The following is a 25917-nucleotide window of genomic DNA, read 5'->3' as shown; positions in this document are numbered from 1 at the left end:
GCCTCCGGATGGCGGCACCGGCGGGGGGCGCCCCTGCCGGGTCAGCAATCGTCCCAGTCCGGTTCGTCGGCGCGCAGCAGCTCGATCAGCCGGCTGATGCGGGGATCGAGCCGCTTGCCCAGATCCCCGCCGAGCACATCGTCGGCGGCAAGCCAGCTGCGGGCTTCCATCAATTCGGCCGGGCTGGCCCCGGTACCGATGATGCTGGCTATGCGCATATCGTCCAGCCGGCCGCAGATCTCGACAACCTGATCGCGGGTCAGCGTCGTGGTCATCATCCGTTCCGCCGAAGCATCGGGCCCATCCGGGCCGTCGCCATGGACATGGCAGATAAAGGAGGCGCGGGGCCGCGCGTCAAGCCCCGCCTCAGCCCGGCACGGCCATACCCCGGCGCACGGCGGGGCGGGCGCCCACCTCCCCGTACCAGCGGTTCAGCTCTGGCAGGCGGCCGGCCAGGCCGCCGCCCTTGGCAATGGCATCGATGAAGGGGAAGGCGGCGATGTCGGCAATGGTGTACGCATGGCCGCCCAGCCAGGGACACTGGCCCAGCCGGCCATCCAGCGCCAGCAGACAGCGCTCCACCTCGCCGGCGAAATAGTCCATGGCATAGGGCAGCCGTTCCGGCGCCAGAACATGGAAACGGAACTGGCCGGATGTGGCTGGTGTCAGATCGGTCAGCACCAGATTGAACCAGCACTGGAAGCCGGCCTGCTCGGCCGGGTCGGCGGGCAGCAGCTTGCCATTCTCCGCGGCCAGACAGGTCAGGATGGCGCCGGAGCCGAACAAGGCGCGCTCCTGGCCGTCGCGGGTGTCGACCAGGGCCGGGAACTTGCCGAGCGGACTGATCCGGGCGAAGTCGGGATCATGGACGCGTCCGTCATGATAATCGACGCGCTGCACCTTGTACGGCAGGCCCAACTCCTCCAGCAGGATGGAGGCGCGATGGCCGTGCGGGGTGCTGAAACTGTACAGGGTGATCATGGCGCAAGCTCACAAGGGCGCGCGCGGCGCCGTGCCGGCAGCGGAAACGGGAATGCCGGCCGCGCGGGCCGCCTCCGGGTGGAATTCCGGAACGATGTGCTGCAACAGGGTGATCACGCGCGCCTCGTCCCAGCTCTGGGCCGCCGCCAGAAGCTCGTCCAGCGACCGGCGCAGGATAGCCGAATCCACGGCCCGGGGCGAGGCGACAAGCACGCCTTCGGCGCCGGTGCGCACCGGCGGTTCGGCCTCGTCGAACATCTCCTCATACAGTTTCTCGCCAGGACGCAGGCCGGTGAAGACGATCTGGATGTCACGGCCGGGACGCAGGCCCGCCAGCCGGATCATCTGCCGGGCCAGATCGACGATGCGCACGGGCTGGCCCATATCCAGCACGAAGATGCGTCCGCGGTCATCGGTGCTGCCCATGCCATAGGCCGAGGCCTGCAGCACCAGCTCGACCGCCTCCCGCACTGTCATGAAGTAGCGGCAGACCTCGGGGTGGGTGACGGTCAGCGGGCCGCCGGCCTTGAGCTGGCGGGTGAACAGCGGCACCACCGAGCCGGTGGAGCCCAGCACATTGCCGAATCGCACGGTCAGGAAGCGCGTGCCGCCGCCATCCGTTCCCGCCGCGCCGGCGCGGGGACGCGGCAGATCCAGGGCCTGACAGTAGCATTCGGCCACGCGCTTGGTGGCCCCCATGACGTTGGTGGGCGACACCGCCTTGTCGGTGGAGATCAGCACCATGGCCAGACTGCCGCAGGCCGCGGCGGCATCGGCCACGTTGCGGGTGCCCATGATGTTGGTCAGCACGCCCTCGATGGGGTTGAACTCCACCATCGGCACATGCTTCAGCGCCGCGGCGTGGAACACCAGCTCCGGCTGCTCCTCCTGGAAGACCTGGAGCATGCGGGTGCGGTTGCGCACATCGGCCAGGACACTGCGCCGGTCCAGGGCGGGGAAGGCTTCGCCCAGTTCCAGATCGATGCTGTAGAGGTTGAACTCGCCATGGTCGATGAGAACCAGCCGGCGCGGTCCAAGCGTGGCGATCTGCCGGGTCAGCTCCGCACCGATGGTGCCGCCGGCGCCGGTGACCAGTACGCTGCGCCCGGCCACCAGCCCGCCGATGGACTGGCGGTCCAGCCGCACCGGCGGCCGGCCCAGTAGATCCTCGATGACGATGGGGCGCAGGCGCACGCTGCCCTCGGTCTCCACCGCCTCACGGAAATCGGTGAGGTCGGGCAGGCGGGCCAGCACCAGATTGAGGGCTTCGCACTGTTCGATCAGCTGACCGAGATCGGCCGAGCGGTGCAGATGCGGACGCGTCAGGATCAACCGGCGCGGCCGTTCACCGCCTTCGGCCAGGCGGTTGACCACCTCGCCCAGCTGGTCCAGACCGCCCAGCACGGGAACGGCATGGATGTGGCGGCCGACACGGCTGGACTTGTCGTCCAGGATGCCGACCACGCGGAAGGCGGCATCGGGGGCATGGTTCATGGCCCGGATGAACAGCTCCGCCTCGTCGGCGGCGCCGACCAGCAGCACGGGGATGCGGTCGCGGCTGTTGGTCTCCAGGATGCCGGTGATGCGCCGGTCCTTGAACACGCGGTAGATCAGGCGCGGCCCGCCCAGGAATACCACCAGCACGAACCAGTTGATCAGCGGCAGCGAACGCGGCAGCAGCTCCAGCCGCGTCACCAGGAACAGCAGGGCCAGGAACACCAGAACCGTGGCCGTGACCGCGCGGGCGATGGCCATGAGGTCGCGCAGCGAGGCATAGCGCCAGACCCCGGAATTCATGCCGACCAGGGGATAGCTGATGGCCGCCGTGGCCGTGAACACCAGCAGACCCGGCCACAGGGCCGGGGCGAACTCCATCAGCTGGCTGCCGACCCGCAGGTAAAGAGAGACAATGAAGGACAGGGCGGCCGCCAGCACATCGTGGAGGGTGGCCAGCGTCCGGGCATCGGTGCCGTAACGGCGGACGAGCGCACTCAGCGTCTGCATTCTGCTCCCTTGTGCATCGGCGCAGCCGTTCCCGGCCGGCCCCCATGCCTGAGGGGGCCGGGTGTCGGCGCGGCCGGACTCAGAGCTTCAGCGTCAGATGGACAGCGGTTCCCGATCCGTGACTGAGATCCAGATCGGCCCCCAGCTGGGTGGCCAGGGCCTCCACCAGCATGCTGGCCGCATCGGCATCGGCATCGAAGCCCTGGGGCAGGCCGCGGCCGCTGTCGGCTACGGTCAGCTTGGCGCTGCCGCTGGGCAACTGCTCCAGCCGGACCCGCATCCAGGCATCCTCGGGATAGGCATGGCGCAGGCCCTGCATCACCAGTTCATTGGCGATCAGCCCCAGCGGCATGGCCGTGTAGAGCGAGGTGGTCAGCGGTTCGGCCTCCACCGACAGCGTTACCGGCACCGGCACGTCACCCACGTTGGCAATGGCGGTTTCACAGACTTCACGCAGATAACGCGCCAGATTGACCTGGGTTTCCGAGCGGGCCTCATGCACCTGGCGGTAGAGGATGGCCAGAACCTCGACCCGGAACATGGTCTGATCATAGGCGGCGCGGGCCACCGGGTCCGTGATGCGGTGGTGCTGCAGGCGCAAAAGGCTGATGACCAGCTGCAGGCTGTTCTTGGCCCGGTGCTGGAGTTCCCGCAGCGCCGCCTCCTTGTCGGCCACGGCGGCTTCCAGGGCGCGGATGCAGGCGACCAGTTCCGCCGGCGGCAGGGACTCCAGTTCGCTGCTGCTGTTTTCACCACGGGGCTGGTTCCCCGCAGCCAAATCTACTTTCGCCATTCGGAGCCGGGAGTCACGCTGTTCATGATCGGATAATGTTTCTAGAACACCGCATTCAACACCGGAAATAGAGCTTCCGACCTACTTCGCCCGCCATACACCGTCTACCGGTACGAACAGCTGTATTATTGTCTTCTCTTGCGGTGTGGAGACTTAATCCACTGGTGGGAAAATAAGCGCACCCCATGCCGACAGGGTAATCCTTCCTTCCCCCGGGCCGGCCCGGCGGGGGCCGGTTGCCGGCGGGTCTGGGGCGCGTCAGTGCAGCAGATGCGTCAGCAGCACCAGGGCCACGACGGCGATCATCACGGTCAGCACCGGATTCAGGCGCAGCCAGGCCGCCAGCGACTCGCCCTCGGCGGCTTGAGCCGTGCCCGTCGGGGCCTGGTCGGCCAGACGCTGCTCCAGCAGCGCGATGCGCCGCTCCAGCGCTTCAAGGCGGTCTTCGGACGTGGAGTTGATTTCGGTGATCTCGGTCATGCTTGTGCTCTTGCCACTTTTGATCGTACCCCTCAGGGGCGGGAAGAATAGCGCTTCCCGGACACGGCCCGAAAGGGCGGTGAATGTCTGGTCTGGATCATCCGGTTTGAAACTGCCGGTCCGGCGCTGCCCCGAGGAACCCCCTGATGCGTCTTCCCCGTCTCCGCTGCCAGTCCCGCCGCTGCTTCCGCCCCTTGCCCCTGCTGCTGCTGCTGGGCCTGCCCTTGTTGTCGGCCTGCGCGGCCTCGGCCCCGCGGCCGGGCGGCTGGTCGGTTCCGGTGGCCCTGTCGGAGGAGCCGGGGGCCGGTGAACGCGCCGGCAGCCTGCTCTATCGCGGCGGGCTGCATCTGGAGCATGATGACGCCGCCTTCGGCGGCCTCTCGTCCCTGCGCGTCAGCCCGGACGGGACCCAATTCGTGGCCATCAGTGATCGGGCGCAGGTTGTGCGGGGTCGCCTGGGATATGGCGCCGATGGCCGCCTGGCCGCAGCATCCGACCTGCGCATCGCACCGCTGCCGCTGGACCGGGAACGAAACGGCGTCACCTCCAGCGATTCCGAAGGGCTGGCCTTGCTGGGGGCCTGGCCCGGTCAGGGCTGGGTGGTGTCCTTCGAGCGCGATCACCGGCTGCTGCGCTACGGCGCCGATCTGGCCGGCGCGCCGACCCGGTTGGACGGTCCCGACGGGCTGGCCGGCCTTGGCTTCAACGAAGGTGTGGAAACGCTGACCAGCTGGGATGACGGCCGGCTGCTGCTGATCGTCGAGGGGGAGGAGGCGGGGCTGCATCGCGGCTGGCTGGGCAGGCCCGGCGGCTGGCAGCCCTTCCGCTACCGTGCCAGGCCCTCCTTCCTGCCGGTGGACGCCACGCGGCTGCCCGACGGCGATCTGGTGGTGCTGGAACGGCGGGCCAGTTGGACCGGCGGCTGGGGCAGCCGCATCGTCCGCGTCGCCGCGGCCGATCTGAAACGGGCGGTGGCCGCCGATGGCGTGGTCGAGGGGGTGGAGTTGGGCCGGCTCGGACCGCCCGGCATTGCCGACAATTTCGAAGGCATCGATGCCCGTGCCCTGCCGGACGGGCGTGTGCTGCTCTACCTCGTCTCCGACAACAATTTCAGCGGGCTGCAGCGCACACTTCTGCTGATGTTCGAGCTGCCGAAGGAGTGACCGGTCTGTCGCCGGGCCTGTGACGGGACGGAACCGCCGTGTTACCGTTCCGTCCGGGATCAACCACCGGTGAGCGTGTCATGGACGGCCACAGCCCGGCACAGAACGATCTGTCCGCCTATTGGATGCCTTTCACCGCCAACCGCCAGTTCAAGGCGGCGCCGCGGCTGCTGGTGTCGGCCGACGGCATGTATTACCGCAGCCAGGACGGGCGGCAGATCCTGGACGGTACCGCGGGCCTCTGGTGCGTCAATGCCGGGCACAACCGTGCCGCCATCACCGCGGCCATCCGTCAGGCCGCAGGCGAGTTGGACTATGCGCCCAGCTTCCAGATGGGCCATCCCGGCGCCTTCCGTACCGCGGCCCGGCTGGCCGCCCTGGCGCCGGGCGATCTCAACCATGTGTTCTTCACCAACTCCGGCTCGGAGTCCGTCGATACGGCGCTGAAGATGGCCCTGGCCTATCACCGGGCCCGTGGCGAGGGCCAGCGGACCCGGCTGATCGGGCGCGAGCGCGGCTATCACGGGGTCGGCTTCGGCGGCATTTCCGTGGGTGGCATCCCCGGCAACCGCAAGGCGTTCGGGCCGCTGCTGCCCGGCGTCGATCATCTGCCCCACACCCATGATCCCGTCCGCAACGCCTTCTCCCGCGGCCAGCCGGCCCAGGGGGCGGATCTGGCCGATGCGCTGGAGCGCATCCTGGCCCTGCATGGAGCGGAGACGGTGGCGGCGGTCATCGTCGAGCCGCTGGCCGGGTCCACCGGCGTTCTGGTGCCGCCGGTCGGCTATCTGGAGCGGCTGCGGGCGCTGTGCGACCGGCACGGGCTGCTGCTGATCTTCGACGAGGTCATCACCGGCTATGGCCGGCTGGGCGCCCCCTTCGCCGCCGACCGCTTCGGCGTGCTGCCCGACATCCTGGTCACGGCCAAGGGCATCAGCAACGGGACCGTGCCCATGGGCGCCGTCTTTGTCCGCGATTCCATCCACGAGGCCTTCATGGCCGGCCCGCCGGGGGCGATCGAGCTGTTCCACGGCTATACCTACAGCGGCCATCCGCTGGCCTGCGCCGCGGCGGAGGCGACGCTGAACGTCTACCGCGACGACGGGCTGTTCCAGCGCGCCCGCGCCCTGGAACCCTGTTTCGAGCAGGCGGTCCATGGGCTGACGGGGTGCCGCCACGTCATCGACATCCGCAATCTCGGCCTGGTCGGCGGCATTGAACTGGCCCCCCGGCCCGATGCGCCCGGCGCCCGCGCCTACGAGACCTTCGTGAAGTGCTTCGAGGCCGGCGTGCTGATCCGTGTCACCGGCGACATCATCGCCCTGTCGCCGCCGCTGATCGTGGAGGAGGCGCAGATCGCCCGGATCGTCGATACCATCGCCGGCGTGCTGGCCACCGTCGACTAAAGCAGGTCCCGCATCCGGTACCAGGTCATGGCCAGCACCAGGGCCGGGGTCTTCAGCGGGCCGGGGCCGGGGAAGGGGGCGTGGGGCAGGCGGGCGAAGACGTCGAAACGCCCGGCCTGCCCGTTGATGGCCTCGGCCAGCAGCCGGCCGCAGACGGCGGTCAGGGCCACGCCATGGCCGCTGTAGCCCTGGGCGAAATAGGTGGTGGGCGACAGCCGGCCCAGATGCGGGGTGCGGTTCAAGGTGATGGCCACATGGCCGCCCCAGCAATAATCGCTGCGCACGTCACGCAGCTGCGGGAAATATTTCAGCATGGTCCGGCGCAGCAGCCCGGCCAGTTCGGGCCGGTCCAGCCCGGAATAGCTGACGCCGCCGCCGAACAGCAGACGGTGGTCGCTCGACAGCCGGTAATAGTTCAGCACGAAATTCACGTCGGCCACGGCGATGTCGGCCGGGATCAGCGCCCGGGCCCGTTCCGGTCCCAGCACCTCGGTGCCGATCATGTAGGTGGCCACCGGCATGATGCGCGACTGGATCTTCGGCGCCAGCCGGCCGAGATAGGCGTTGCCGGCCAGGACCAGGAACCTGGCCCGCACCGTGCCCGCCGCCGTGCTGGCGCTGGGGGCCGGCCCGTGGTCGATATGGGTGACACGGGACCCCTCATGGATGCGCACGCCCAGGGCTTCGGCCGCCGCCGCCAGCCCCAGCGCATAGTTCAGCGGGTGCAGCTGGCCGCTGCGGGCATCGTACAGCCCGCCCACATAGCGGCGGCAGGCCACCAGCGACGGCACCTCGTCCCGCTCCACCATGCGGGTCCCGCCATAGCCCAGCGCCTCCAGCTCGTGGTGGTAGTCGCGCAGTTCCTCCAGATGGCGGGGCTTCAGTGCGGCGTGCAGATAGCCCCATTTCAGGTCACAGGGGATGGCATGGCGCGCCACCAGATCGGCCAGGATGGCCTTGGCCTCCTCACTGAGATCCCAGAGGTGGCGGGCATCATCCTTGCCTACCCAGTTGGCGATGGTGCTGATGGGCTTGTTGTAGCCGGTGACGATCTGGCCGCCATTGCGCCCCGAGGCGCCCCAGCCCACACGTTCCGCCTCCAGCACTGTCACGCTGTAGCCCTTGCCCGCCAGTTCGATGGCGGTGACCAGACCCGTATAGCCGGCGCCGACGACGCAGACATCGGCACGGACCTCGCCGGCCAGCGGCGGCCGTGGCGGACAGGCAATGGCGGTATCGGAATACCAGGAGCGGGGCCAGGAGGGGGCGTGGGGCTTCGGCGTCATGACACCCGGTCGGCGGTTGCGGCCCCCCGACCCTAAGACCAGGGCGACGGCAGGACAAGCGGACAGACCGCGGGCCGGACGTGCAGTCCTGTCCGCTTGGTCCGCTCGCCTGGTCCGTCCGTCTCCGCTGTCCGGTTGATCCAGGGGTCAGGCGCTGCGCAGGTACCAGTCCAGTTCCAGCGGCGTCACCCGGGCGGCGAACTTGGCGCGCTCGGCTTCTTTGGTGATGCGGTAGGTGTCGATGAAGGAATCCCCCAGATGCCGGCGCAGCACGGCCGAGCGGCCGAACAGGTCCAGCGCCGCCTCCCAGGTGGTCGGCAGGTGCGGGGCCTCGGCGCCATAGGCGTTGCCCACCAGCGGCGGGCCGGGGTCGATGCGGTTCTCCAGCCCGTGCAGCAGTCCGGCCAGCATGCCGGCCAGCACCAGATAGGGATTGGCGTCGGCGCCGGCGATCCGGTACTCCACCCGACGGCTGGCGGGCGGCCCGGCGGGGATGCGCAGCGGCGCCGTGCGGTTGTTGACCCCCCAGGCGATGACGGTGGGGGCATAGCTGCCCACCTGGAAGCGGCGCCAGGAGTTGGCGCCGGGTGCGGCCAGCGCCATGCAGGCGGGCATGGTCTCGGCCAGTCCGCCGATGGCCCAGCGCAGCGCCTCGCTGCCTTCCGGCGCCTCGGCGGCGAAGATGTTGCGCCCGTCCGGCCCCAGCACGCTCATATGGATGTGCATGCCGCTGCTGGCCTGGTCGGTATAGGGCTTGGCCATGAAGGTGGCCTCGAAACCGTGGCGCTGGGCCACGCCCTTGACCGCGCGCTTGAACAGGATGGCGTCGTCGGCCGCCTTCAGCGCGTCCGCCACATGGGACAGGGTGATCTCGTACTGGCCGGGGCCGTATTCGGCGATGGCGGTGCCGGCGGGGATGCCCTGGGCGCGGGCGCTGGCGGTGATCTCGTCCAGCACCGCCTCGAAATCCTCCAGCTCCGCCAGCCCGTAGACCTGGGTGCGGTTCTGCGGCAGGCCGCTCCTCGGGCTGACGGGGGGCTGCGGCGGCGCGCCCGGCTCCCGTCCGCCGGCGATGAGATAGAACTCCAGCTCGATGGCCACCACCGGGGTCAGACCCTTTGCCTTCAGCCGGGTCAGCAGCATCTCCACCAGCGACCGTGGGGCCAGCGGGAAGGGGCCGCCATCGGGCGCGCGCATGTTCAGCAGCACCTGCCCCAGGGGCTTGGCTGCCCAGGGTACCGGCGCCAGCGTGCCCGCCACCGGCCGGCAGATCTGGTCGGGCACGCCGCGTTCGATCGACATGCCGGTTTCTTCGATGGTCTCGCCGGTGATGTCCACGGCGAAAGTGCAGCCGGGCAGGGCGACGCCGTCGCCATAGACCTTGTCCAGCTCGTCCATGGGCACGCGTTTGCCGCGATAGACCCCGCACAGATCGGGCAGCAGCACGTCCACGGCCCCGATGTCGGGATGGCGGCTGCGGAATTCCTGGATCTCCGGGGGAAGGCTGTCGCTGCTCATGGCGCTCCGTCGGGGCTGGCCCCGTTGCTGTTCTGACGCGTGCATGCTCACCAGGGGGGCGCACGTAAGTCAAGGTCCGGTGGTTGCGGGATGCTGCGCTGCTTCCCCCTTGCCGGCCCCCGTCACCCTCTGCCTATACTTTTCCCGGTCGCAACAGCAGGGAGGGCTGCGGGAGTCGCTCCATCCGCCTGGTCAGGCCACGGGGTCAGGGCCGCCAACCCGCGGCGATTGCATGAGCAGTCTCGAAGATTTCATCCGCTCCCGCACCATCACCGAGGTCGAGTGCCTGGTGCCGGACCTGGCGGGCATCGCCCGCGGCAAGATCGTGCCGGCCGAGAAGTTCCTGCGCATCCTGCGGGACCGCGGGCTGCGCCTGCCGGAATCCATCTTCATCCAGACCGTGACCGGCGAATATCCCGAGGATGAGGACGTCACCAGCCCCGAGAATTCCGACGTCTATATGATCCCGGACGGCAGCACCATCCGCATGGTGCCCTGGTACCAGGAGGCGACGGCGCAGGTCATCTGCGACTGCTTCTATGCCGACCAGTCGCCGGTGGACATTTCCCCGCGTTATGTGCTGAAGCGGGTGCTGGCGCTCTACGAGGAGCGGGGCTGGCGCCCCATCGTGGCGCCGGAGCTGGAGTTCTTCCTGGTTGCCATCAACAAGGACCCGGACTATCCGCTGGTGCCGCCCGTCGGTCGCTCCGGCCGGCAGGAAAGCGGACGGCAGGCCTACGGCATCGACGCCGTCAACGAGTTCGATCCGATCTTCGAGGATGTCTACGATTTCTGCGAGAAGCAGGAGATCGACGTGGACACCATGTCCCACGAGGCCGGGGCCGCCCAGATCGAGATCAACTTCAACCATGGCGACGCGCTGGAACTGGCCGATCAGGTCTTCCTGTTCAAGCGCACGGTGCGCGAGGCCGCCATTCGCCACAATGTCTATGCCACCTTCATGGCCAAGCCCATGCAGAACGAGCCGGGCAGCGCCATGCATGTGCATCAGTCGCTGGTGGACCGGGTTACGGGCCAGAACCTGTTCGCCAATGCCGACGGCAGCGACACGCCGCTGTTTCTGAACTTCATCGCCGGGCTGCAGAAATACCTGCCCTATGCCATGCCGCTGCTGGCGCCCAACGTGAACAGCTACCGCCGTCTGGTCCAGGGCTCCGACGCGCCGATCAATGTGCATTGGGGGCGGGACAACCGCACCACGGGCTTCCGCGTGCCGGTCAGCCCGCCGGAAGCGCGGCGGGTGGAGAACCGCGTGGCCGGCGCCGACGCCAACCCCTATCTCGCCATCGCCGCCAGTCTGGCCTGCGGCTATCTCGGCATTGTCCACCAGCTGGAACCGAGCGATCCGGTCAAGGGCAGTGCCCACCGGCTGGCCTTCTCGCTGCCGCGGCACCAGGCCGACGCGTTGGGCAAGTTCAGCGGCTGCCGGCCACTGAAGGAGGTGCTGGGCGACCGCTTCGTCTCCGCCGTCTCCTACGTCAAGCAGGCGGAGTACGAAGCCTATCAGCGGGTCATCAGCTCGTGGGAGCGGGAGAATCTGCTGCTGAATGTGTGACGGAGGCGGCGCCCGTGCTGCTGCCGTTGGGAAGGGAGCCAGGGAGCGGGCGGCGGGTCTGGTCCGCCGCTGCCCGCTCCATCCGCCCTAGCAGGGCGGACAGGGCCTGCAGATCGATGGGCTTGGGCAGGATCTCGGTGACGCCGGCGGCCCGATAGGTGGCGATATCATCCGGGAACAGGTTGGCGGTCATGGCGACGACGGGCAGATCCGCCAGCCTCGGATCGTCCAGCGCCCGCAGGCGCCGGGTCATCTCCAGCCCGTCGATGCCGGGCAGCCGGATATCGGTCATCACCAGATCGACGGGCCGTTGACCCAGCCGGGCCAGCCCGTCCTCGCCCGTTTCGGCCAGGACGCAGCCATGGCCGAGATGGTCCAGCATCTTCTCCAGGATGAAGCGGTTGACATAGACATCCTCCACCACCAGCACGGTGAGGGAGAGCCGCGGACTGCCGGTCACCACCGCGGCCGGTGCCACGGCGGCCGGTGTCGGGGCGGCGGGCGGCTCGGCCGCCGGCAGTCGGGCCACGACCGTCGTGCCGCGGCCGGGCACGCTGTCAAGGTACAGGGTGCCGCCCATGGCCGCCAGCAGACCACGGCTGATCGACAGGCCCAGTCCAGCCCCGCCGCGGGCAGGGTCGGGACCGATGCCGCCTTCATCCAACTGGCGCTGGCGCGCCGGTGCGATGCCGATGCCGGTGTCGCGGACCTCGGCCGTCAGTATGCCGTCCCGCCAGTCCAGCCGCAGGGCCACGCCTCCCTGGTCGGTGAATTTCACGGCGTTGCCAGCCAGATTCAGCAAGACCTGACGCACCCGTGCCTCATCGCCGGTCAGCCGCTCGGGCAGCCCGGTGCCGACGCTGGCGTTGAGGGTCAATCCCTTGGCATTGGCGGTCGGGCGCAGGATGCCGGCCACGGTGTCCAGCAGCACCCGCGGGGCGAAGGGCCGCTGCACGATGCGCACACGTCCTCCCTCCACATTGGCCAGATCCAGCAGATCGTTCACCAGCGACAGCAGGCCACGGCCGGCTTCATGCAGCACCTGCACCAGTGTTGCCTCGTCCGGACCCAGCGGCCGGCTGCGCAGCAGCTGTGCCGCCCCCAGCATGCCGTTCAACGGTGTGCGCAGCTCATGGCTCATGCTGGCGAGAAAGCCCGTCTTGGCCTGGTTGGCCCGTTCCGCGGCATCGCGGGCAGCGGCCAGATCGGCGATCAGACCGTCTTTTTCGTGCTGCAGCCGGATCAGCCGGGTGGTGTTGCGGTTGGTGACGATGGCGGGAAACATGACATAGGAGACGAAGGCGATGCACAGCAGCGAATAGGTCGGCCCGAAGCCTTCCCGGCCCAGGGAGGGAACACTGACCAGGGCGGCAGCCACCGGCACGGTATCGATGAGATAAAGCGGCCAGCGCGCGGTGCTGAGCGCGGCTGACGACCCCAGCGATCCGATCAGCAGCACCACGATCAGACTATTGTTGAACAGGTTGCCCTCCTGCCAGCCCCAGAAGGGCAGGGAAGCCCACATCAGAGTCAGAATCAGGCGCACGGCCGCGATCCGGGCGAACCAGCGGGCGGCCGCGTCGGGCGGCGGTACGATGGCCAGGAAGCGGGCGTAGGACCGGTGGGCCAGCAGCAGGACGGGGAGATAGGTTCCCGACCACACGGCCGGGATCTGCCAGGGCAGCCAGGTCTGCATGACCATGGCCACCAGCAGCACGATCACGCTTTCCAGATAGGCATCGTTGCGGTGGGTATCCACGTACAGCCGCAGCTGATCCAACTGCACCTGTGCGGCAAGGGGGGGAACGGTCATCGGCTCCGGCGGGGTTCGGACCTGTTCGTCGGGACTATATCGTCCGGGTTGCGGCCTGTCACCGGATGCGCGCTTACGCGGCAAGGCAGCCTTGCAGATCTTCATCTGCGCGAGGAGCGGGGAACAGATTAGAAACCGGGCAAGTTAATTTGAAATTGTATGCTTTTTCGGAAAAGAGGTTGGGCGCGGGCTGTATGTCGGAGCAGGTGCCATGATCAATCTGTCGGGTCCCACGGGGGGCGTGACATTGGAACGCCATGGCGATCTCCTGCTCGTCACCGCGGCGGACGAACCGCCCATGGAGGAGGTGCTCCGGGCCTGCACACTGGCGCATGAGGCCGGCATGTTGGAGGGCTGTGCCGCGGTCCTGGTCGATGTGACCGGATTTGTCGGCAGCATAGACTGGTCGGTGATCCGCCGGATCGGGGCCTTGACGCCCTGGATCTTGCAGTCCCGGCCGCAGGTGCGCGCCGCCTATCTCATCCGCAATTCCGCCTTTGCCCTGGTGGTGAAGGTGATTGCGGCCCTGTTCCCCGGGGCGGAGCACCGGGTCTTCACCAGCCGTCACCAGGCCATGGTCTGGTTGCAGCAGGCGGTGTGAGCGCTGGAAATTCCACCTGACAGAGCGGGACCGGCTTCGGCTATGATGATGGCTGTTCAGCCCGACCTGACCAGCCTGCTGGACCCGCTGATGATGTTTCGCGTGCGCCACCGCGCCCTGACGCGCAAGGACGAGATGCTGCTGCTCTGCGCCCGGATCGGATTCAATCCTCCGGCGTGAGCCGTGCCGTTTCCGGCATGTCCCCCTCTCCATCTCTTCCGTTCGTGCAAAGGGCCGATCCATGATCGACGCGCTGTCCGCTGCCACGCTGAAGCAGCTGTCCACCCGCCACCACCTCTATCCCTTCACCGATTACAAGGAACTGGCGGCCGCCGGCGGTCCCCGCATCATCACCCATGCCGAGGGGGTGTGGCTGACCGACAGTGACGGCCAGAAGATCCTGGACGGCATGGCCGGACTCTGGTGCGTGAATGTGGGTTATGGCCGCAAGGAACTGGCGGAGGCGGCTTATCGCCAGTTGCTGGACCTCAGCTTCTATCACGGCTTCTTCAAGACCACGACGGAGCCGGCGGCCCTGCTGTCGGCCAAGCTGGCGGAACTGTGCCCGCCCGGCCTCGACCGGGTGTTCTTCGCCAATTCCGGGTCGGAGGCCAACGACACCATCGTGCGTATGGTGCGTCACTACTGGAACCTGCGCGGCAAGCCGTCGAAGAAGACCTTCATCAGCCGCCAGCACGGCTATCACGGCACCACCATGGCCAGCACCTCGCTGGGCGGCATGAGCGCCATGCACGGGCAGGGCGACCTGCCGCTGCCGGGCTTCGTGCATGTCATGGCCCCCTATGGCTTCGAGGCCGGCCGCGACATGGACGCCGAGTCGTTCGGACGTCTGGCCGCCCGGGCCGTCGAGGAGAAGATCCTGGAACTGGGGCCGGAGAATGTGGCGGCCTTCATCGGCGAGCCGATCCAGGGGGCCGGCGGCGTCATCATCCCGCCGGAAAGCTATTGGCCGGAGATCAACCGCATCTGCAAGCAGCATGACGTGCTGCTGATCGCCGACGAGGTCATTTGCGGATTCGGCCGTCTGGGCCACTGGTTCGGCAGCCAGCGCTATGGCATCGAGCCGGATTTCATGACCCTGGCCAAGGGCATCACCTCCGGTTATCTGCCGCTGTCGGCGGTCATGGTCGGCGACCGCGTGGCCGAGACGCTGATCGAGGAGGGCGGGGAATTCTATCACGGCTTCACCTACAGCGGTCATCCCGTGCCCTGCGCCGTGGCCCTGGCCAACATCGCCGTGATGGAGCAGGAGGGGCTGGTGGCGCGGGTGCGCGATGATATCGGCCCCTATCTCCGCGCCCGCCTGGACGAAGCCCTGGCCGACCATCCCATCGTCGGGGAGATCCGCAGCGAGGGCCTGATCGGCGCCATCGAAATCGTCAAGGACAAGCGCACCGGCGAGCGCTTCCCCGGCAAGGGCAAGGTCGGGCTGATGGCCCGCGACCACTGTTTCCGCAACAATGTCATCATGCGCGGCATCCGCGACAGCCTGGTGTTCGCGCCGGCGCTGACGCTGAGCCATGCCGAGGCCGACGAGATGGCCCGGCTGGCCCGGCTGGCCCTGGATCTGACTGCCAAGGATCTGGGCATTCTCTGACGGGAAATCGGGCACTGTGCCGGGCCGGATGGCAGAGGTCCGGCCCGGTCCGGTGTCCGGGTGTCCGCCGGGTTGCCGGCCAGGGAGAGCCCCGGCCGGCAAGTCCTTCACCGAGTTGAAGTCCCGGCGTTCTCCGCCGTTGACAAGGGGCGGGTGTGCAAGTGCAATACACGCCATCCGGGAGGCCCGGAAGGGCGCGCTAACGTGCCCGCATGTCCACTCAGGGGGTCGTTCATGACGGTGAAGACTTTTTTCAGCGCCGCACTGGGTGCGGTCGCGGCCATTGCCCTCTCCAATGCGGCCCTGGCCCAGGACAAGAAGGTGAATGTCTACAGCTGGGCCGACTATATCGGCGAGGACACGCTGGCGACCTTCACCAAGGCCACCGGCATCACCCCGCAATATGACGTCTTCACCGACCTCGAAACCCTGGAATCGAAGCTGCTGGTGGGCAATTCCGGCTACGATGTCATCGTGCCGACCGCCGAGCCGACCCTGCGCAAGCTGATCCAGGCCAAGGCCGTCCAGAAGCTGGACAAGTCGAAGATCCCGAATCTCAAGAACCTTGACCCGGCGCTGATGAAGCTGGTGTCCACGACCGACCCCGGCAACGACTACGCCGTGATCTACCAGTGGGGCACCATCGGCATCGGCTTCAATGTGGAGAAGGTGAAGCAGGCCGCGCCCGACGTGGACATGACCAGCTGGTCCGCCATCTTCAAGCCGGAGAACGCCAAGAAGCTGGCCGCCTGCGGCATCGTCGTGCTGGACAGCCAGACCGATGTGCTGCCGACCATCTTCAACTATCTCGGCCTCGACCCGAACTCGGAGAAGGCCGAGGATCTGAAGAAGGTGGAAGCCACCTTCCAGGCCGTGCGTCCGTCGATCAAGGCGTTCGTGCCCTCGGTCATCGACCCGCTGGCCAGCGGCGATGCCTGTGTGGCGCTGGGTTATTCCGGTGACGTGTTCCAGGCGGCTACCCGGGCCGAGACGGCCAAGACCGGCACCATCGAATATTCGATCCCGACCGAAGGGGCCCAGGTGTGGTTCGACACGCTGGCCATTCCGGCCAGTGCGCCGAACCTGGAGTCCGCCCATGCCTACATCAACTATATCCTCGATCCCAAGGTCATGGCCGGCATCAGCGATTTCGTCTCCTATGCCAACGCCGTGCCGGCGTCCTGGCCGCTGATGAAGCCCGAAGTGGCGCAGAACCCGAAGGTGTTCCCGCCGAAGGAGGCCATGGACAAGATGTTCACGGTCAAGCAGGTCAGCCAGAAGACGGAACGTGATCGGACCCGGACCTGGACCCGGGTCAAGACGGGCCACTGAGCTGCCGCTCCTCCCGATATGACGCAGGGCGCCCCGGCAAGGTTTCTGCCGGGGCGCTTCCGTTTGTCTCAAATCTCATACATCCTGGCCTCAGGCCCCTGAAGCCTCAGGCCCTTGAAGGACGGGACGGACTGAAGACATCATGGCCACGCCCCAACCCAGCCGGACGCAGCAGAAGCAGTTGGAACCCTGGCGCAACGCCGGGGAAAAGCCCTATGTCCGGGTCGAGAAGGTGACGAAGCGGTTCGGCGATTTCACCGCCGTCGACGACGTCTCCCTGTCGATCTATCGCGGCGAGTTTTTCTCCCTGCTCGGCGGTTCCGGCTCCGGCAAGACCACATTGCTGCGCATGCTGGCCGGTTTCGAGCAGCCGACGGAAGGCAAGATCTTCATCGACGGCGTCGACATGTCGGACGTGCCGCCCTATGAGCGGCCGGTCAACATGATGTTCCAGTCCTACGCGCTGTTCCCGCATATGTCGGTGGAAAGCAACATCGCCTTCGGCTTGCAGCAGGACCGGGTACCCAAGGCCGAGATCCGCGACCGCGTGGCGGAGATGCTGGAGCTGGTGCAGCTCAGCCCCTTCGCCAAGCGCCGGCCGCACCAGCTGTCGGGCGGGCAGCGGCAGCGCGTGGCCCTGGCCCGTGCCCTGGTGAAGAAGCCCAAGCTGCTGCTGTTGGACGAGCCGCTGGGGGCGCTGGACAAGAAGCTGCGCGAAAAGACCCAGTTCGAGCTGGTGAACATCCAGGAGAAGGTCGGCATCACCTTCGTGATCGTCACCCACGATCAGGAAGAGGCCATGACCATGTCCTCGCGCATCGCCGTGATGAACAAGGGCTATATCGCCCAGGTCGGCACGCCGACCGAGATCTATGAATATCCCAATACCCGCATGGTGGCGGAATTCATCGGGTCGGTGAACATCTTCGAGGGGCGGGTGGTGGAATCCGAACCGGACCATTCCCTGATCCGGTCCGACGAAGCGGCCTGCGACCTCTATGTCTCCCACCCCGCCCATATCGGTGTCGGCACCGCCTGCTGGGTGGCGGTGCGGCCGGAGAAGATCGCCATCAGCAAGGAGCCGCCCCTGGGCGGCGAGCCGGGGCGGAACCAGACCGCCGGCGTGGTCAAGGAGATCGCCTATCTCGGCGACGTCTCCATCTATGACGTCGATCTCGACACCGGCAAGCGGGTGCGGGTGACGGCGCCGAACCTGACGCGGCGGACCGAGATGCCCATCACCTGGGAGGACCGGGTCTATCTCAGCTGGCGGCCGTTCGCCGGCAGCGTTCTGACCGAGTAGGCCGGGGGAGGCGGAGCATGGCGGGACCGTTCACGTCCGGGGCCGGGGCGCCTGTCGCCGGTGGCCCTGTTGCCGGTGGAGGGCACAGCAGTGCGGGTGTGGTGCTGACCGGTCCTGTCCAGGGCGGCGGACGCAGCGGACTGGGCCGTTTCCTCACCCGGTTGGCCGGCGGCCGCCGGCTGGTGGTGGCCGTGCCCTATGGCTGGCTGCTGCTCTTCTTCCTGGTGCCCTTCCTGATCGTGCTGAAGATCGCGCTCAGCTCGTCCCAGGTGGGGATTCCCCCGTTCACACCCATGTTCGAGACCAGCCTGGACGAGGGCAAGACCATCGTCAATCTGGTCTGGTACAACTTCACCTATCTGCTCAGCGACAATCTCTACATCATCGCCTATCTCAACAGCCTGTGGATCGCCGCCATCGCCACCGTGCTGTGCCTGCTGCTCGGCTATCCCATGGCCTATGCCATCGCCAAGGCCGACCCGCGCTGGCGCGCGCCGCTGCTGATGCTGGTGATCTTGCCCTTCTGGACCTCGTTCCTGATCCGCGTCTATGCCTGGATCGGTATCCTGCGCAACGAGGGTGTGCTGAACAACCTGCTGATGTGGACGGGACTGATCGACCAGCCGCTGCATCTGCTCTACACGCCCGGCGCCACCTATGTGGGCATCGTCTACAATTATCTGCCCTTCATGATCCTGCCGCTCTACGCCACGCTGGAGAAGATGGACAACACCCTGCTGGAGGCGGCGGCGGATCTGGGCTGCCCGCCCTGGAAGGCGTTCCTGCGCATCACGCTGCCGCTGTCCGTGCCCGGCATGCTGGCGGGATCGCTGCTGGTGTTCATCCCGGCCACGGGCGAGTTCGTGATCCCCGAGCTGCTGGGTGGGCCGGACACGCTGATGATCGGCCGGGTGCTGTGGGCAGAGTTCTTCAACAACCGCGACTGGCCGGTGGCATCCGCCGTGGCCGTGGCGCTGCTGCTGTTCCTGGTGGTGCCGATCATGCTGTTCCAGAACGTCCAGGGCAAACAGCAGGGAAAGGCCTGACCCATGCCGAAATCCTGGTTCCTGCGCTTCGGCCTGCTGGTCGGTCTGCTGTTCCTCTACATCCCCATCCTGCTGCTGATCGTGATGTCCTTCAATGAGGGGCGGCTGGGGGTGTGGACGGGCTTCTCCCTGCACTGGTATGCCCAGCTGTTCCAGAACGACCAGCTGCTGGGCGCGGCCTGGCTGTCGGTCCAGGTGGCCTTCGTCAGCGCGTCCGGCGCCGTGGTGCTGGGCACCATGGCCGGCATGCTGCTGGCCCGGTTCGGAGCCTTCCGTGGTCGTGCCCTGTTCTCCGGCATGGTCTCGGCGCCGCTGGTCATGCCGGAGGTGATCATGGGGCTGGCCATGCTGCTGCTGTTCGTCAGCCTGGAGCAGCTGACCGGCTGGCCCGAGGGGCGGGGCATGATGACCATCATCCTGGCCCATATCACCTTCACCATGTCCTTCGTCACCGTGGTGGTGCAGTCGCGGCTGGTCAGCCTGGACGCCAGCCTGGAAGAGGCGGCCATGGACCTGGGGGCCCGCCCGGCCAAGGTCTTCTTCGTCATCACCCTGCCGATCATCGCGCCGGCCATCGTTTCGGGCTGGCTGCTGGCCTTCACCCTGTCGCTGGATGATCTGGTCATCACCAGCTTCGTCTCCGGCCCCGGCAGCAGCACGCTGCCGCAGGTGGTGTTCTCCAGCGTGCGCCTGGGCGTCAGCCCGCAGATCAACGCGCTGGCCACCATCGTCGTCTCCATCGTCGCCCTCGGCATCCTCGGGGCCGGATTCTACAACGCCCGGCAGGAGAAGCTGCGCCGGCGCGACGAGCAACTGGCCCAGCAGCAGGGCGGCTGACCCGATGGCCGCCCACCCGCCCGGCCTGCATCTGCGCGGCGTCTTCGTTCTCGTCGGGGCGGGTCTGGCTGCCGCCCTGACCGGCGGGCTCTATACGCTTTCCACCTGGGAAGAGGCGGCGCCGCTGCTGCCGATGGCGGGCGGTGCCGGACAGGCGGGAGCGGGATCGTCGCCGGAGGCCTTCCTGCCAACCACCATGCCGCTTCGCTTCCAAGGGGCGCGTGGCGCGACACCGGAGCAGGACCCGTCCTCCCGGCGGCGGGTCTGCTTGGGGGATCAGGACCTTGGCACCCCCCAGGGCCCCACCGCCGCCCTGCGTGAGCCCCCGGTCCGGGGCCTTTCATCGCTGGGTTTCAGTCTGGTCGATTGCCGTGGCCGACTGGCGCCGGCCTGGAGCGGCGACCCGCTGTCGTCATTCGGTTTACGCATAGCTCGACCGCCAGGCGGCTTCGGCCCCTGATCGGCCATTTGACCGATTGTCGCATCGGAAGCGGCTTTCGCGGTGGGCGCCAGGAAATTGCCCCTTATCAAGCCATGCGCCATGCGCAGGCCGGCCCTGGCGCGGCCCCGGCTGGTGCTGGACGCTATGCGCAATTATATTACCAGCATCGTCAACTATGATTGAGGCGTGCCATGCGGTACCTCCTGATGCTTCCCCTGTTGCGGCTGGGTATTTTTTCTCCCTTTGCCGCTGAATCTTACGAATCCCGGGCCTTCGGGCCCACGGCCGCCCGCCGTGATTGAGGCGAATCGGCCAAGTTCTTTTCTAAGTCTCTGTTTTTCAGTCTGACCAAGAGCCAGTCTGGCCGGTATCCATTTTCGCGGGCCGGCATGTGGTTGTCAGAATGGCGCTCCGGCGGTTAGCTTCCGCCGGGGCGTTTTTTGTTTCAGCCCTGTCACCGATGCCCGAGGATGTCCGCCCGATGACCACACCCGCCGCCGACGGTTTCCGCATGCCCGCCGAATGGGCACCCCACGCCCGCTGCTGGATGGCCTGGCCGGTGCGGGCCGAGACCTTCATCCATGGGCTGGCTCCGGCCCGTGCGGCCTATGCCGAGGTGGCCAAGGCCATCGCCCAGTTCGAGCCGGTGACCATGGTCTGCCCGGAGGGAGAGGTGGCGGAGGTCAGCCTGGCCTGCGGCAAGGACGTGGCGGTGATGCCGCTGCCGATTTCCGACAGCTGGCTGCGCGACAACGGTCCCAGCTTCGTGGTCAATGCCGCCGGCGATGTGGCCGGCGTCCACTGGCAGTTCAATGCCTGGGGCCGCAATTACGAGGATTTCCAGCCGGATACCGAGGTGGCCCGCCATATCCTGGAGCGGCTGAAGCTGCCGCGCTACGCGGCGCCGCTGGTGATGGAGGGCGGCTCCTTCCATGTGGACGGGGAGGGTACGCTGCTGACCACGGAGGAATGCCTGCTGAACCCCAACCGCAATCCGCATCTGGGCAGGGCGGAGATCGAGCGGCATCTGCGTGATCATCTCGGTGTCAGCCAGATCATCTGGCTGGGGCGGGGTTATGAGCAGGACGAGACCGACGGCCATATCGACGAGATCGCCTGCTTCGTGCGGCCCGGCGTTGTCCTGGCCATGACCACCGACGATCCGGCCGATCCCAACTATCCCGTGTTCCAGGACAATCTGGAGCGACTGTCCATGGCCCGGGACGCCGCCGGCCGCGAGTTGGAGATCGTCACCCTGCGCACCCCGGCGCGGCTGGAGCACAACGGCGTGCGTCTCACCCTGTCCTACACGAATTTCTACATGGCCAATGGCGGCATCGTCATGCCGGTGTTCGAGGACCCGGCCGATGACGAGGCCATCCGCACCTTCAAGAAGCTGTTTCCCGAGCGGCAGATCGTGCCGGTGCCGGCACTGGACATCGTCCGCGGCGGCGGCGGCATCCACTGCATCACGCAGCAGCAGCCCGCCGGTCGCGGCTGACCGTTCGGGCCGCTTCACTCCAATGAGCGGGGCTGCGGCCCCGAACGCGGGCACCGCCCCTCTGTTGCAAGGGTTCCGATCCTTCCAACGGAGGCGACCCCGTGTATTACCACGACAAGCGACTGCAATATCCGGTCCGCGTCGAAACCCCGGACCCCCTGTTTGCCCGCCAGCTGCAACAGGCCATCGGCGGTATTGAGGGTGAGATCCGCGTCTGTCTGCAATACTTCTTCCAGGCCTGGGGGGCCCGTGGCCCGACCAAGAAGTACCGGGACATGCTGCTGCACACGGCGACGGAGGAGATCGGCCATATCGAGATGCTGGCCACCGCCGTGGCGCTGAACCTGGAAGAGGCGCCGTTGAGCCTGCAGGAAACCACGGCCGCGGCCAATCCGGTGGTCAATGCCGTCATGGGCGGCGAGCGGCCCCGCCATGTGGTCGAGGGCATGTTGCAGAAGCATCTGCTCTCCACCGGGCTGGCGGCCTTTCCCGGCAATGCCGACGGTGTGCCCTTCGATTGCTCCCATATTTATGCCAGTGGCAATCTGGCCGGCGACATGCTCGCCAATGTCACGGCGGAGGCCACGGGCCGCACCCTGGCCGTGCGGCTGTACAATGCCGCCCATGATCCCGGCATGAAGGACATGCTGAGCTTCCTCATCGCCCGTGACACCATGCACCAGCAGCAATGGCTGGCGGTCATTGAGGAACTGGGCGGCTTCACCGGTGCCCTCCCGATCCCCAACAGCTTCGATCAGAGCCTGGAGAAGACGGAGTTCAGCTACGCCTTCTTCGGCCATGACAAGGATGGGGTGCCGCCGCCCGCCGGCCGCTTCACCGAAGGTCCGTCGCTGGACGGCAAGGGCCAGTTCTCCGCCGTACAGTCCACACCGATGGGCGACGAGCCGAACCTGGGTCCGGCCCGCGACGGATCGGGGGCCCAGAGCGAGCAGATCGGCAAGCCGGCCTGAGGCCGGTGCGCTGATCCGGTGGCCGGGGCGGGTGTCCATCCGTCCCGGCCTGGAAGGCGGCTCTGCGAAACAGCGGATGGCAGCCTCATGCCCTACCATGCCGGCCGTTTCATTGATCATGTCCACATCAAGGTGCGGGACCTGGCCGCTGCCCGGCACTTCTACCAGGCCGTCGCCGCCGCGCTTGAGATCCCGGTGACCAGTGAAGGCGATCGGCATCTCTGCATCGACGAGCTGTGGATCGCCGAGCCGGAACCCGGTCAGATGCTGACCAGCGGTCTGCATCTGGCGTTCCAGGCGCGCAGCCCGGCGCTGGTGGACCGGTTCCATGCGTCGGCCCTGGCGTCCGGTGGACGCGACAATGGCGGCCCGGGTGAACGGTCCTACCATCCCGGCTATTACGGTGCCTTCGTACTCGATCCGGACGGCAACAACATCGAAGCCGTCTGGCACGGCCCCGCCAACCGCTCCGCCGACAGTGTGCTCATCACCCCGGCAGTCCCGTAGACAGCAGATCCCCTGCCCGCGCCTTTGTAAAGCGTCCGTTGGCTCTCCCCCATTCCCGCATCGTGCCCGCGCAGGAGGGCACCCTGGCCACGCTCACGATGCATCGGCCTGCTGCCCCTGGATCCTCCGCCTGCGCGGAGGATGATGCGGAGAAGGGGGCGGCGGCGGGGTGGTTGCAGGCTGGTGTTTGACACAGCCCGCATCGCCTGCCAGCCGGCTCGTCCGGCATTTTGATCGACGAAGCAGAAGTCCCCGCGTAGACAATGGCAATGAACCAGCCGAACCCAGTGGATGGCCTCGACCGCCGCAGAGATGACCCGTGCTCGCCAGACGCCATCAGGGATGGCGTGCCGGGTGGGGGCGCCCCCGGCTAGACCACAAAAGAAAAACCGGACTGACAAGTCAGCCCGGTTTTCTTTCACATCAAGGGGATGGACCCTGATGCGATTGGCTCACTTGAAGTCGTCGATGCTGTCGACGATATGGGTCACCAGCCCGTATTCCTTGGCCTCGCTCGCGCTCATCCAGTAATTGCGGTCGGTGTCCTGCTCCACCCGCTCCAGCGACTGGCCGGTCTCGCGGGCGATGATGGCATTGATGCGCTTGCGCATCTTGATGATTTCCTGCGCCTCGATGGCGATGTCGGAGGCGCGGCCGCCGGCGCCGCCCAGCGGCTGGTGGATCAGGAAGCGGGTATTGGGCAGGCAGAAGCGGTTTTCCTTCTTGGCGCCCAGGAAGATGTGGGCGCCGGCCGAGGCCACCCAGCCCGTGCCCAGCACCATGACCCGCGGTTTGATGAAGCGGATCATGTCATGGATGCTGTCGCCCGATTCCACATGCCCGCCCGGCGAGTTGATGATCAGGCGGATGGGATCGTCGCTGATGGCGGCATAGGCCAGCAGCTGGGCCACCGTGTCCTGCGCCACCTTCTGGTTGATCTCACCGAACACCAGCACGGTGCGGCTCTTGAACAGCGCCTGCTGGATGGCCTGGAACGGACCCGGCTGGGTCTCGGCCTTCTTGTCACCGGCTTCCGGATTGTCCGGCTTCGGGTCTTCGTCGTCGAGACGGAACGGTTGAACCAGCACGGGGGCGCTCCATGGATTTGCGGAACTTGTAGATTAGTCACCTAGCGGGAAACGGCCCGCTGTTCAACCCATCACGCAGGCCATTCCACAGGCCATCCGGCGGGAGGGCCGGGCGGGCCGCCGCTGTCACAGCTCGATCCAGACGCTTTTCAGGTCGGTGTACTTCTCCAGCGCATGCAGGCTCTTGTCGCGGCCGAAGCCCGACTGTTTGAAGCCTCCGAAGGGGGTGGTGATGTCGCCGGCGTCGAAGCAGTTGATCCAGACGCTGCCGGCCTTGATGGTCTTGGCCGCCTTCATGGCCACGGAGATATCCTTGGTCCAGATTGCCGCAGCCAACCCGTAGATGGTGTCGTTGGCGATGCGGAAGGCCTCTTCCGTGCTGCGGAAGGTCAGGGTGGACAGCACCGGCCCGAAGATCTCCTCCTGGGCGATGGTCATGCCGGGGGAGACTCCGTCGAACACGGTGGGCTGGATGTAATAGCCGCCGCTGTCCGTCCGCGCCGCGGCGCCGCCGCACTTCAGCTCGGCCCCTTCCTGCTGGCCCTTGGCGATATAGCCCAGCACACGCTCGTGCTGGCGGCTGTCCACCAGGGCGCCCATGCGGGTGGCCGGGTCCAGCGGGTCGCCCGGAACCCAACTGCGGCCATAGGCGATGACCTTGGCCAGGAACTCGTCCTTGATGGACTCATGGACCAGCAGGCGGGAACCGGCGTTGCAGACCTCGCCCTGGTTGAAGAAGATGCCGCCGGCCGCCTCCTGCGCCGCCCGGTCCAGGTCGGCGGCGTCGGGCATGACGATGTGCGGGGTCTTGCCGCCGCATTCCAGCGACACGCGCTTCAGGTTGCTTTCCCCCGAATAGCGCATGAAGTACTTGCCGACCTCGGTGCTGCCGGTGAAGGTCAGCATGTCCACATCCATATGGCGGCCGATGGCCTGTCCCGCCGTTTCGCCGAAACCGGGCACCACGTTCAGCACGCCGGGCGGCAATCCCGCCTCCAGCGCCAGTTCGCCCAGGCGGATGGCCGTCAGCGGCGACTGCTCCGCCGGCTTCAGCACCAGCGAATTGCCCACGGCCAGGGCCGGGGCCACCTTCCACACCGCCATCATCAGCGGGAAATTCCAGGGCACGACCACGCCTATGACGCCCAGCGGTTCGCGCAGGATCAGCGACATGGAGCCGGGACCGCTGGGGCCGACCTGGTCGTACAGCTTGTCGATGGCTTCGGCGTAGTACTGGACGCAGCGGGCCGACAGGGGCACGTCGATGTTCAGGCTGTCGCGGATGGGCTTGCCCATGTCCAGCGTTTCCAGCAGCGCCAGCTCCTCGGCATTCTCCTCGATCAGCCGGGCCAGCGTCAGCAGCACGGCCTTGCGCGCCCGCGGATGCTGCTCGCGCCAGACGCCGCTTTCGAAGCTGCGCCGGGCCGCCGCCACGGCGCGGTCCACATCCTCCGCATCGCAGGAGGCCACCCGGGTCAGCACCCGGCCGTCACGCGGACTGATGTCGTCGAAGCTCTTGCCCGACGCCGCCGGGACGAGCCGGCCGTCGATCAGGGCCTGATTGCGGATCTGCAACCGGGCGGCGCGTTCTTCCCAGCTGGCAAGGGTGGGGGTGGACGCATCCATGGTGTTCTTCCCTCCGCGATCGTCT

24 protein-coding genes are annotated in these 25917 nt (G+C 67.3%); 14 read left to right on the top strand and 10 right to left on the bottom strand.

Features of this window, described 5'->3' with window-relative positions; translation table 11 throughout:
- Positions 1 to 41: 41 nt before the first annotated feature.
- From DK368_RS01445 to DK368_RS01425, 5 genes are all read right to left on the bottom strand, one after another.
- Positions 42 to 275, bottom strand: coding sequence for a hypothetical protein (locus tag DK368_RS01445; protein ID WP_114392073.1), 234 nt, complete (start codon positions 273 to 275; stop codon positions 42 to 44).
- 91 nt (positions 276 to 366) lie between these two features.
- Positions 367 to 981: a glutathione S-transferase family protein gene (locus tag DK368_RS01440; protein WP_114391766.1), complete on the bottom strand. Its 615-nt coding sequence runs from the start codon at positions 979 to 981 to the stop codon at positions 367 to 369.
- Between the two features lie 9 nt (positions 982 to 990).
- A complete protein-coding gene (locus DK368_RS01435) occupies positions 991 to 2985 on the bottom strand; it encodes a polysaccharide biosynthesis protein (RefSeq protein ID WP_114391765.1) in 1995 nt (664 codons plus the stop codon).
- Positions 2986 to 3064: 79 nt separating this feature from the next.
- Positions 3065 to 3778 (bottom strand): sensor histidine kinase, encoded by a 714-nt coding sequence (locus DK368_RS01430; protein ID WP_114391764.1) that lies wholly within the window; start codon positions 3776 to 3778, stop codon positions 3065 to 3067.
- A 258-nt stretch (positions 3779 to 4036) separates the two neighbouring features.
- On the bottom strand, positions 4037 to 4258 hold the full coding sequence (locus DK368_RS01425) for a hypothetical protein (RefSeq protein ID WP_114391763.1): 222 nt from the start codon (positions 4256 to 4258) through the stop codon (positions 4037 to 4039).
- A 146-nt stretch (positions 4259 to 4404) separates the two neighbouring features.
- On the opposite strand from DK368_RS01425, the gene DK368_RS01420 reads away from it, so the two are divergent.
- Positions 4405 to 5421 (top strand): esterase-like activity of phytase family protein, encoded by a 1017-nt coding sequence (locus DK368_RS01420; protein ID WP_114391762.1) that lies wholly within the window; start codon positions 4405 to 4407, stop codon positions 5419 to 5421.
- 80 nt (positions 5422 to 5501) lie between these two features.
- Positions 5502 to 6827 carry an omega-aminotransferase AptA gene (aptA, locus tag DK368_RS01415; protein ID WP_114391761.1) on the top strand — a complete coding sequence of 442 codons (1326 nt, stop codon included), beginning with the start codon at positions 5502 to 5504 and terminating at the stop codon, positions 6825 to 6827.
- Here the strand turns inward: aptA and DK368_RS01410 are convergent.
- Complete coding sequence (locus tag DK368_RS01410) at positions 6824 to 8155, bottom strand: FAD-dependent oxidoreductase (protein WP_114391760.1); 1332 nt, start codon at positions 8153 to 8155, stop codon at positions 6824 to 6826. The genes aptA and DK368_RS01410 overlap by 4 nt on opposite strands.
- A 105-nt stretch (positions 8156 to 8260) precedes the next feature.
- The gene (locus DK368_RS01405) at positions 8261 to 9631 is read right to left on the bottom strand and encodes a glutamine synthetase family protein (RefSeq protein WP_114391759.1); all 1371 of its coding nucleotides are present in this window, start codon (positions 9629 to 9631) and stop codon (positions 8261 to 8263) included.
- Between the two features lie 232 nt (positions 9632 to 9863).
- Here DK368_RS01405 and DK368_RS01400 point away from each other — a divergent pair, with 232 nt between their 5' ends.
- Positions 9864 to 11207 carry a glutamine synthetase family protein gene (locus DK368_RS01400; RefSeq protein ID WP_114391758.1) on the top strand — a complete coding sequence of 448 codons (1344 nt, stop codon included), beginning with the start codon at positions 9864 to 9866 and terminating at the stop codon, positions 11205 to 11207.
- Here the strand turns inward: DK368_RS01400 and DK368_RS01395 are convergent.
- Positions 11167 to 13020, bottom strand: a complete 1854-nt coding sequence (locus tag DK368_RS01395) for an ATP-binding protein (protein ID WP_162305817.1) — start codon at positions 13018 to 13020, stop codon at positions 11167 to 11169. The two genes, DK368_RS01400 and DK368_RS01395, sit on opposite strands and share 41 nt — an antisense overlap.
- A 211-nt stretch (positions 13021 to 13231) precedes the next feature.
- Between DK368_RS01395 and DK368_RS01390 the strand changes: the two genes are divergently transcribed.
- From DK368_RS01390 to DK368_RS01345, 11 genes are all read left to right on the top strand, one after another.
- On the top strand, positions 13232 to 13621 hold the full coding sequence (locus tag DK368_RS01390; protein WP_114391756.1) for a hypothetical protein: 390 nt from the start codon (positions 13232 to 13234) through the stop codon (positions 13619 to 13621).
- A 42-nt stretch (positions 13622 to 13663) separates the two neighbouring features.
- Positions 13664 to 13801 carry a hypothetical protein gene (locus tag DK368_RS21590; protein ID WP_162305816.1) on the top strand — a complete coding sequence of 46 codons (138 nt, stop codon included), beginning with the start codon at positions 13664 to 13666 and terminating at the stop codon, positions 13799 to 13801.
- A gap of 61 nt (positions 13802 to 13862) precedes the next feature.
- Entirely contained in the window at positions 13863 to 15239 is a 1377-nt protein-coding gene (locus DK368_RS01385; RefSeq protein ID WP_114391755.1) for an aspartate aminotransferase family protein, read from the top strand.
- 234 nt (positions 15240 to 15473) lie between these two features.
- The gene (locus tag DK368_RS01380; RefSeq protein WP_114391754.1) at positions 15474 to 16571 is read left to right on the top strand and encodes a polyamine ABC transporter substrate-binding protein; all 1098 of its coding nucleotides are present in this window, start codon (positions 15474 to 15476) and stop codon (positions 16569 to 16571) included.
- 142 nt (positions 16572 to 16713) lie between these two features.
- Positions 16714 to 17874, top strand: a complete 1161-nt coding sequence (locus tag DK368_RS01375) for an ABC transporter ATP-binding protein (RefSeq protein ID WP_114391753.1) — start codon at positions 16714 to 16716, stop codon at positions 17872 to 17874.
- A gap of 17 nt (positions 17875 to 17891) precedes the next feature.
- The gene (locus DK368_RS01370) at positions 17892 to 18920 is read left to right on the top strand and encodes an ABC transporter permease subunit (RefSeq protein WP_114391752.1); all 1029 of its coding nucleotides are present in this window, start codon (positions 17892 to 17894) and stop codon (positions 18918 to 18920) included.
- Between the two features lie 3 nt (positions 18921 to 18923).
- Positions 18924 to 19757, top strand: a complete 834-nt coding sequence (locus DK368_RS01365) for an ABC transporter permease subunit (protein WP_114391751.1) — start codon at positions 18924 to 18926, stop codon at positions 19755 to 19757.
- Positions 19758 to 19761: 4 nt separating this feature from the next.
- Positions 19762 to 20217 carry a hypothetical protein gene (locus DK368_RS01360; protein WP_114391750.1) on the top strand — a complete coding sequence of 152 codons (456 nt, stop codon included), beginning with the start codon at positions 19762 to 19764 and terminating at the stop codon, positions 20215 to 20217.
- 463 nt (positions 20218 to 20680) lie between these two features.
- The gene (gene aguA, locus DK368_RS01355) at positions 20681 to 21700 is read left to right on the top strand and encodes an agmatine deiminase (protein ID WP_114391749.1); all 1020 of its coding nucleotides are present in this window, start codon (positions 20681 to 20683) and stop codon (positions 21698 to 21700) included.
- 101 nt (positions 21701 to 21801) lie between these two features.
- Positions 21802 to 22671 (top strand): manganese catalase family protein, encoded by an 870-nt coding sequence (locus DK368_RS01350; protein ID WP_114391748.1) that lies wholly within the window; start codon positions 21802 to 21804, stop codon positions 22669 to 22671.
- Positions 22672 to 22758: 87 nt separating this feature from the next.
- Complete coding sequence (locus DK368_RS01345; protein ID WP_114391747.1) at positions 22759 to 23178, top strand: VOC family protein; 420 nt, start codon at positions 22759 to 22761, stop codon at positions 23176 to 23178.
- 452 nt (positions 23179 to 23630) lie between these two features.
- Here the strand turns inward: DK368_RS01345 and DK368_RS01340 are convergent, their stop codons facing one another.
- Together DK368_RS01340 and DK368_RS01335 are read right to left on the bottom strand one after the other, a co-directional pair.
- Positions 23631 to 24266, bottom strand: a complete 636-nt coding sequence (locus DK368_RS01340) for an ATP-dependent Clp protease proteolytic subunit (protein ID WP_114391746.1) — start codon at positions 24264 to 24266, stop codon at positions 23631 to 23633.
- 126 nt (positions 24267 to 24392) lie between these two features.
- Entirely contained in the window at positions 24393 to 25892 is a 1500-nt protein-coding gene (locus DK368_RS01335) for an aldehyde dehydrogenase (RefSeq protein ID WP_114391745.1), read from the bottom strand.
- Positions 25893 to 25917: the final 25 nt, after the last annotated feature.

Source organism: Oleisolibacter albus (genome assembly GCF_003336875.1).
GTDB lineage: Bacteria > Pseudomonadota > Alphaproteobacteria > Azospirillales > Azospirillaceae > Niveispirillum > Niveispirillum album.
The sequence above is the reverse complement of the archived record's forward strand: the minus strand, read 5'-3'. Positions and strand labels throughout refer to the sequence as shown.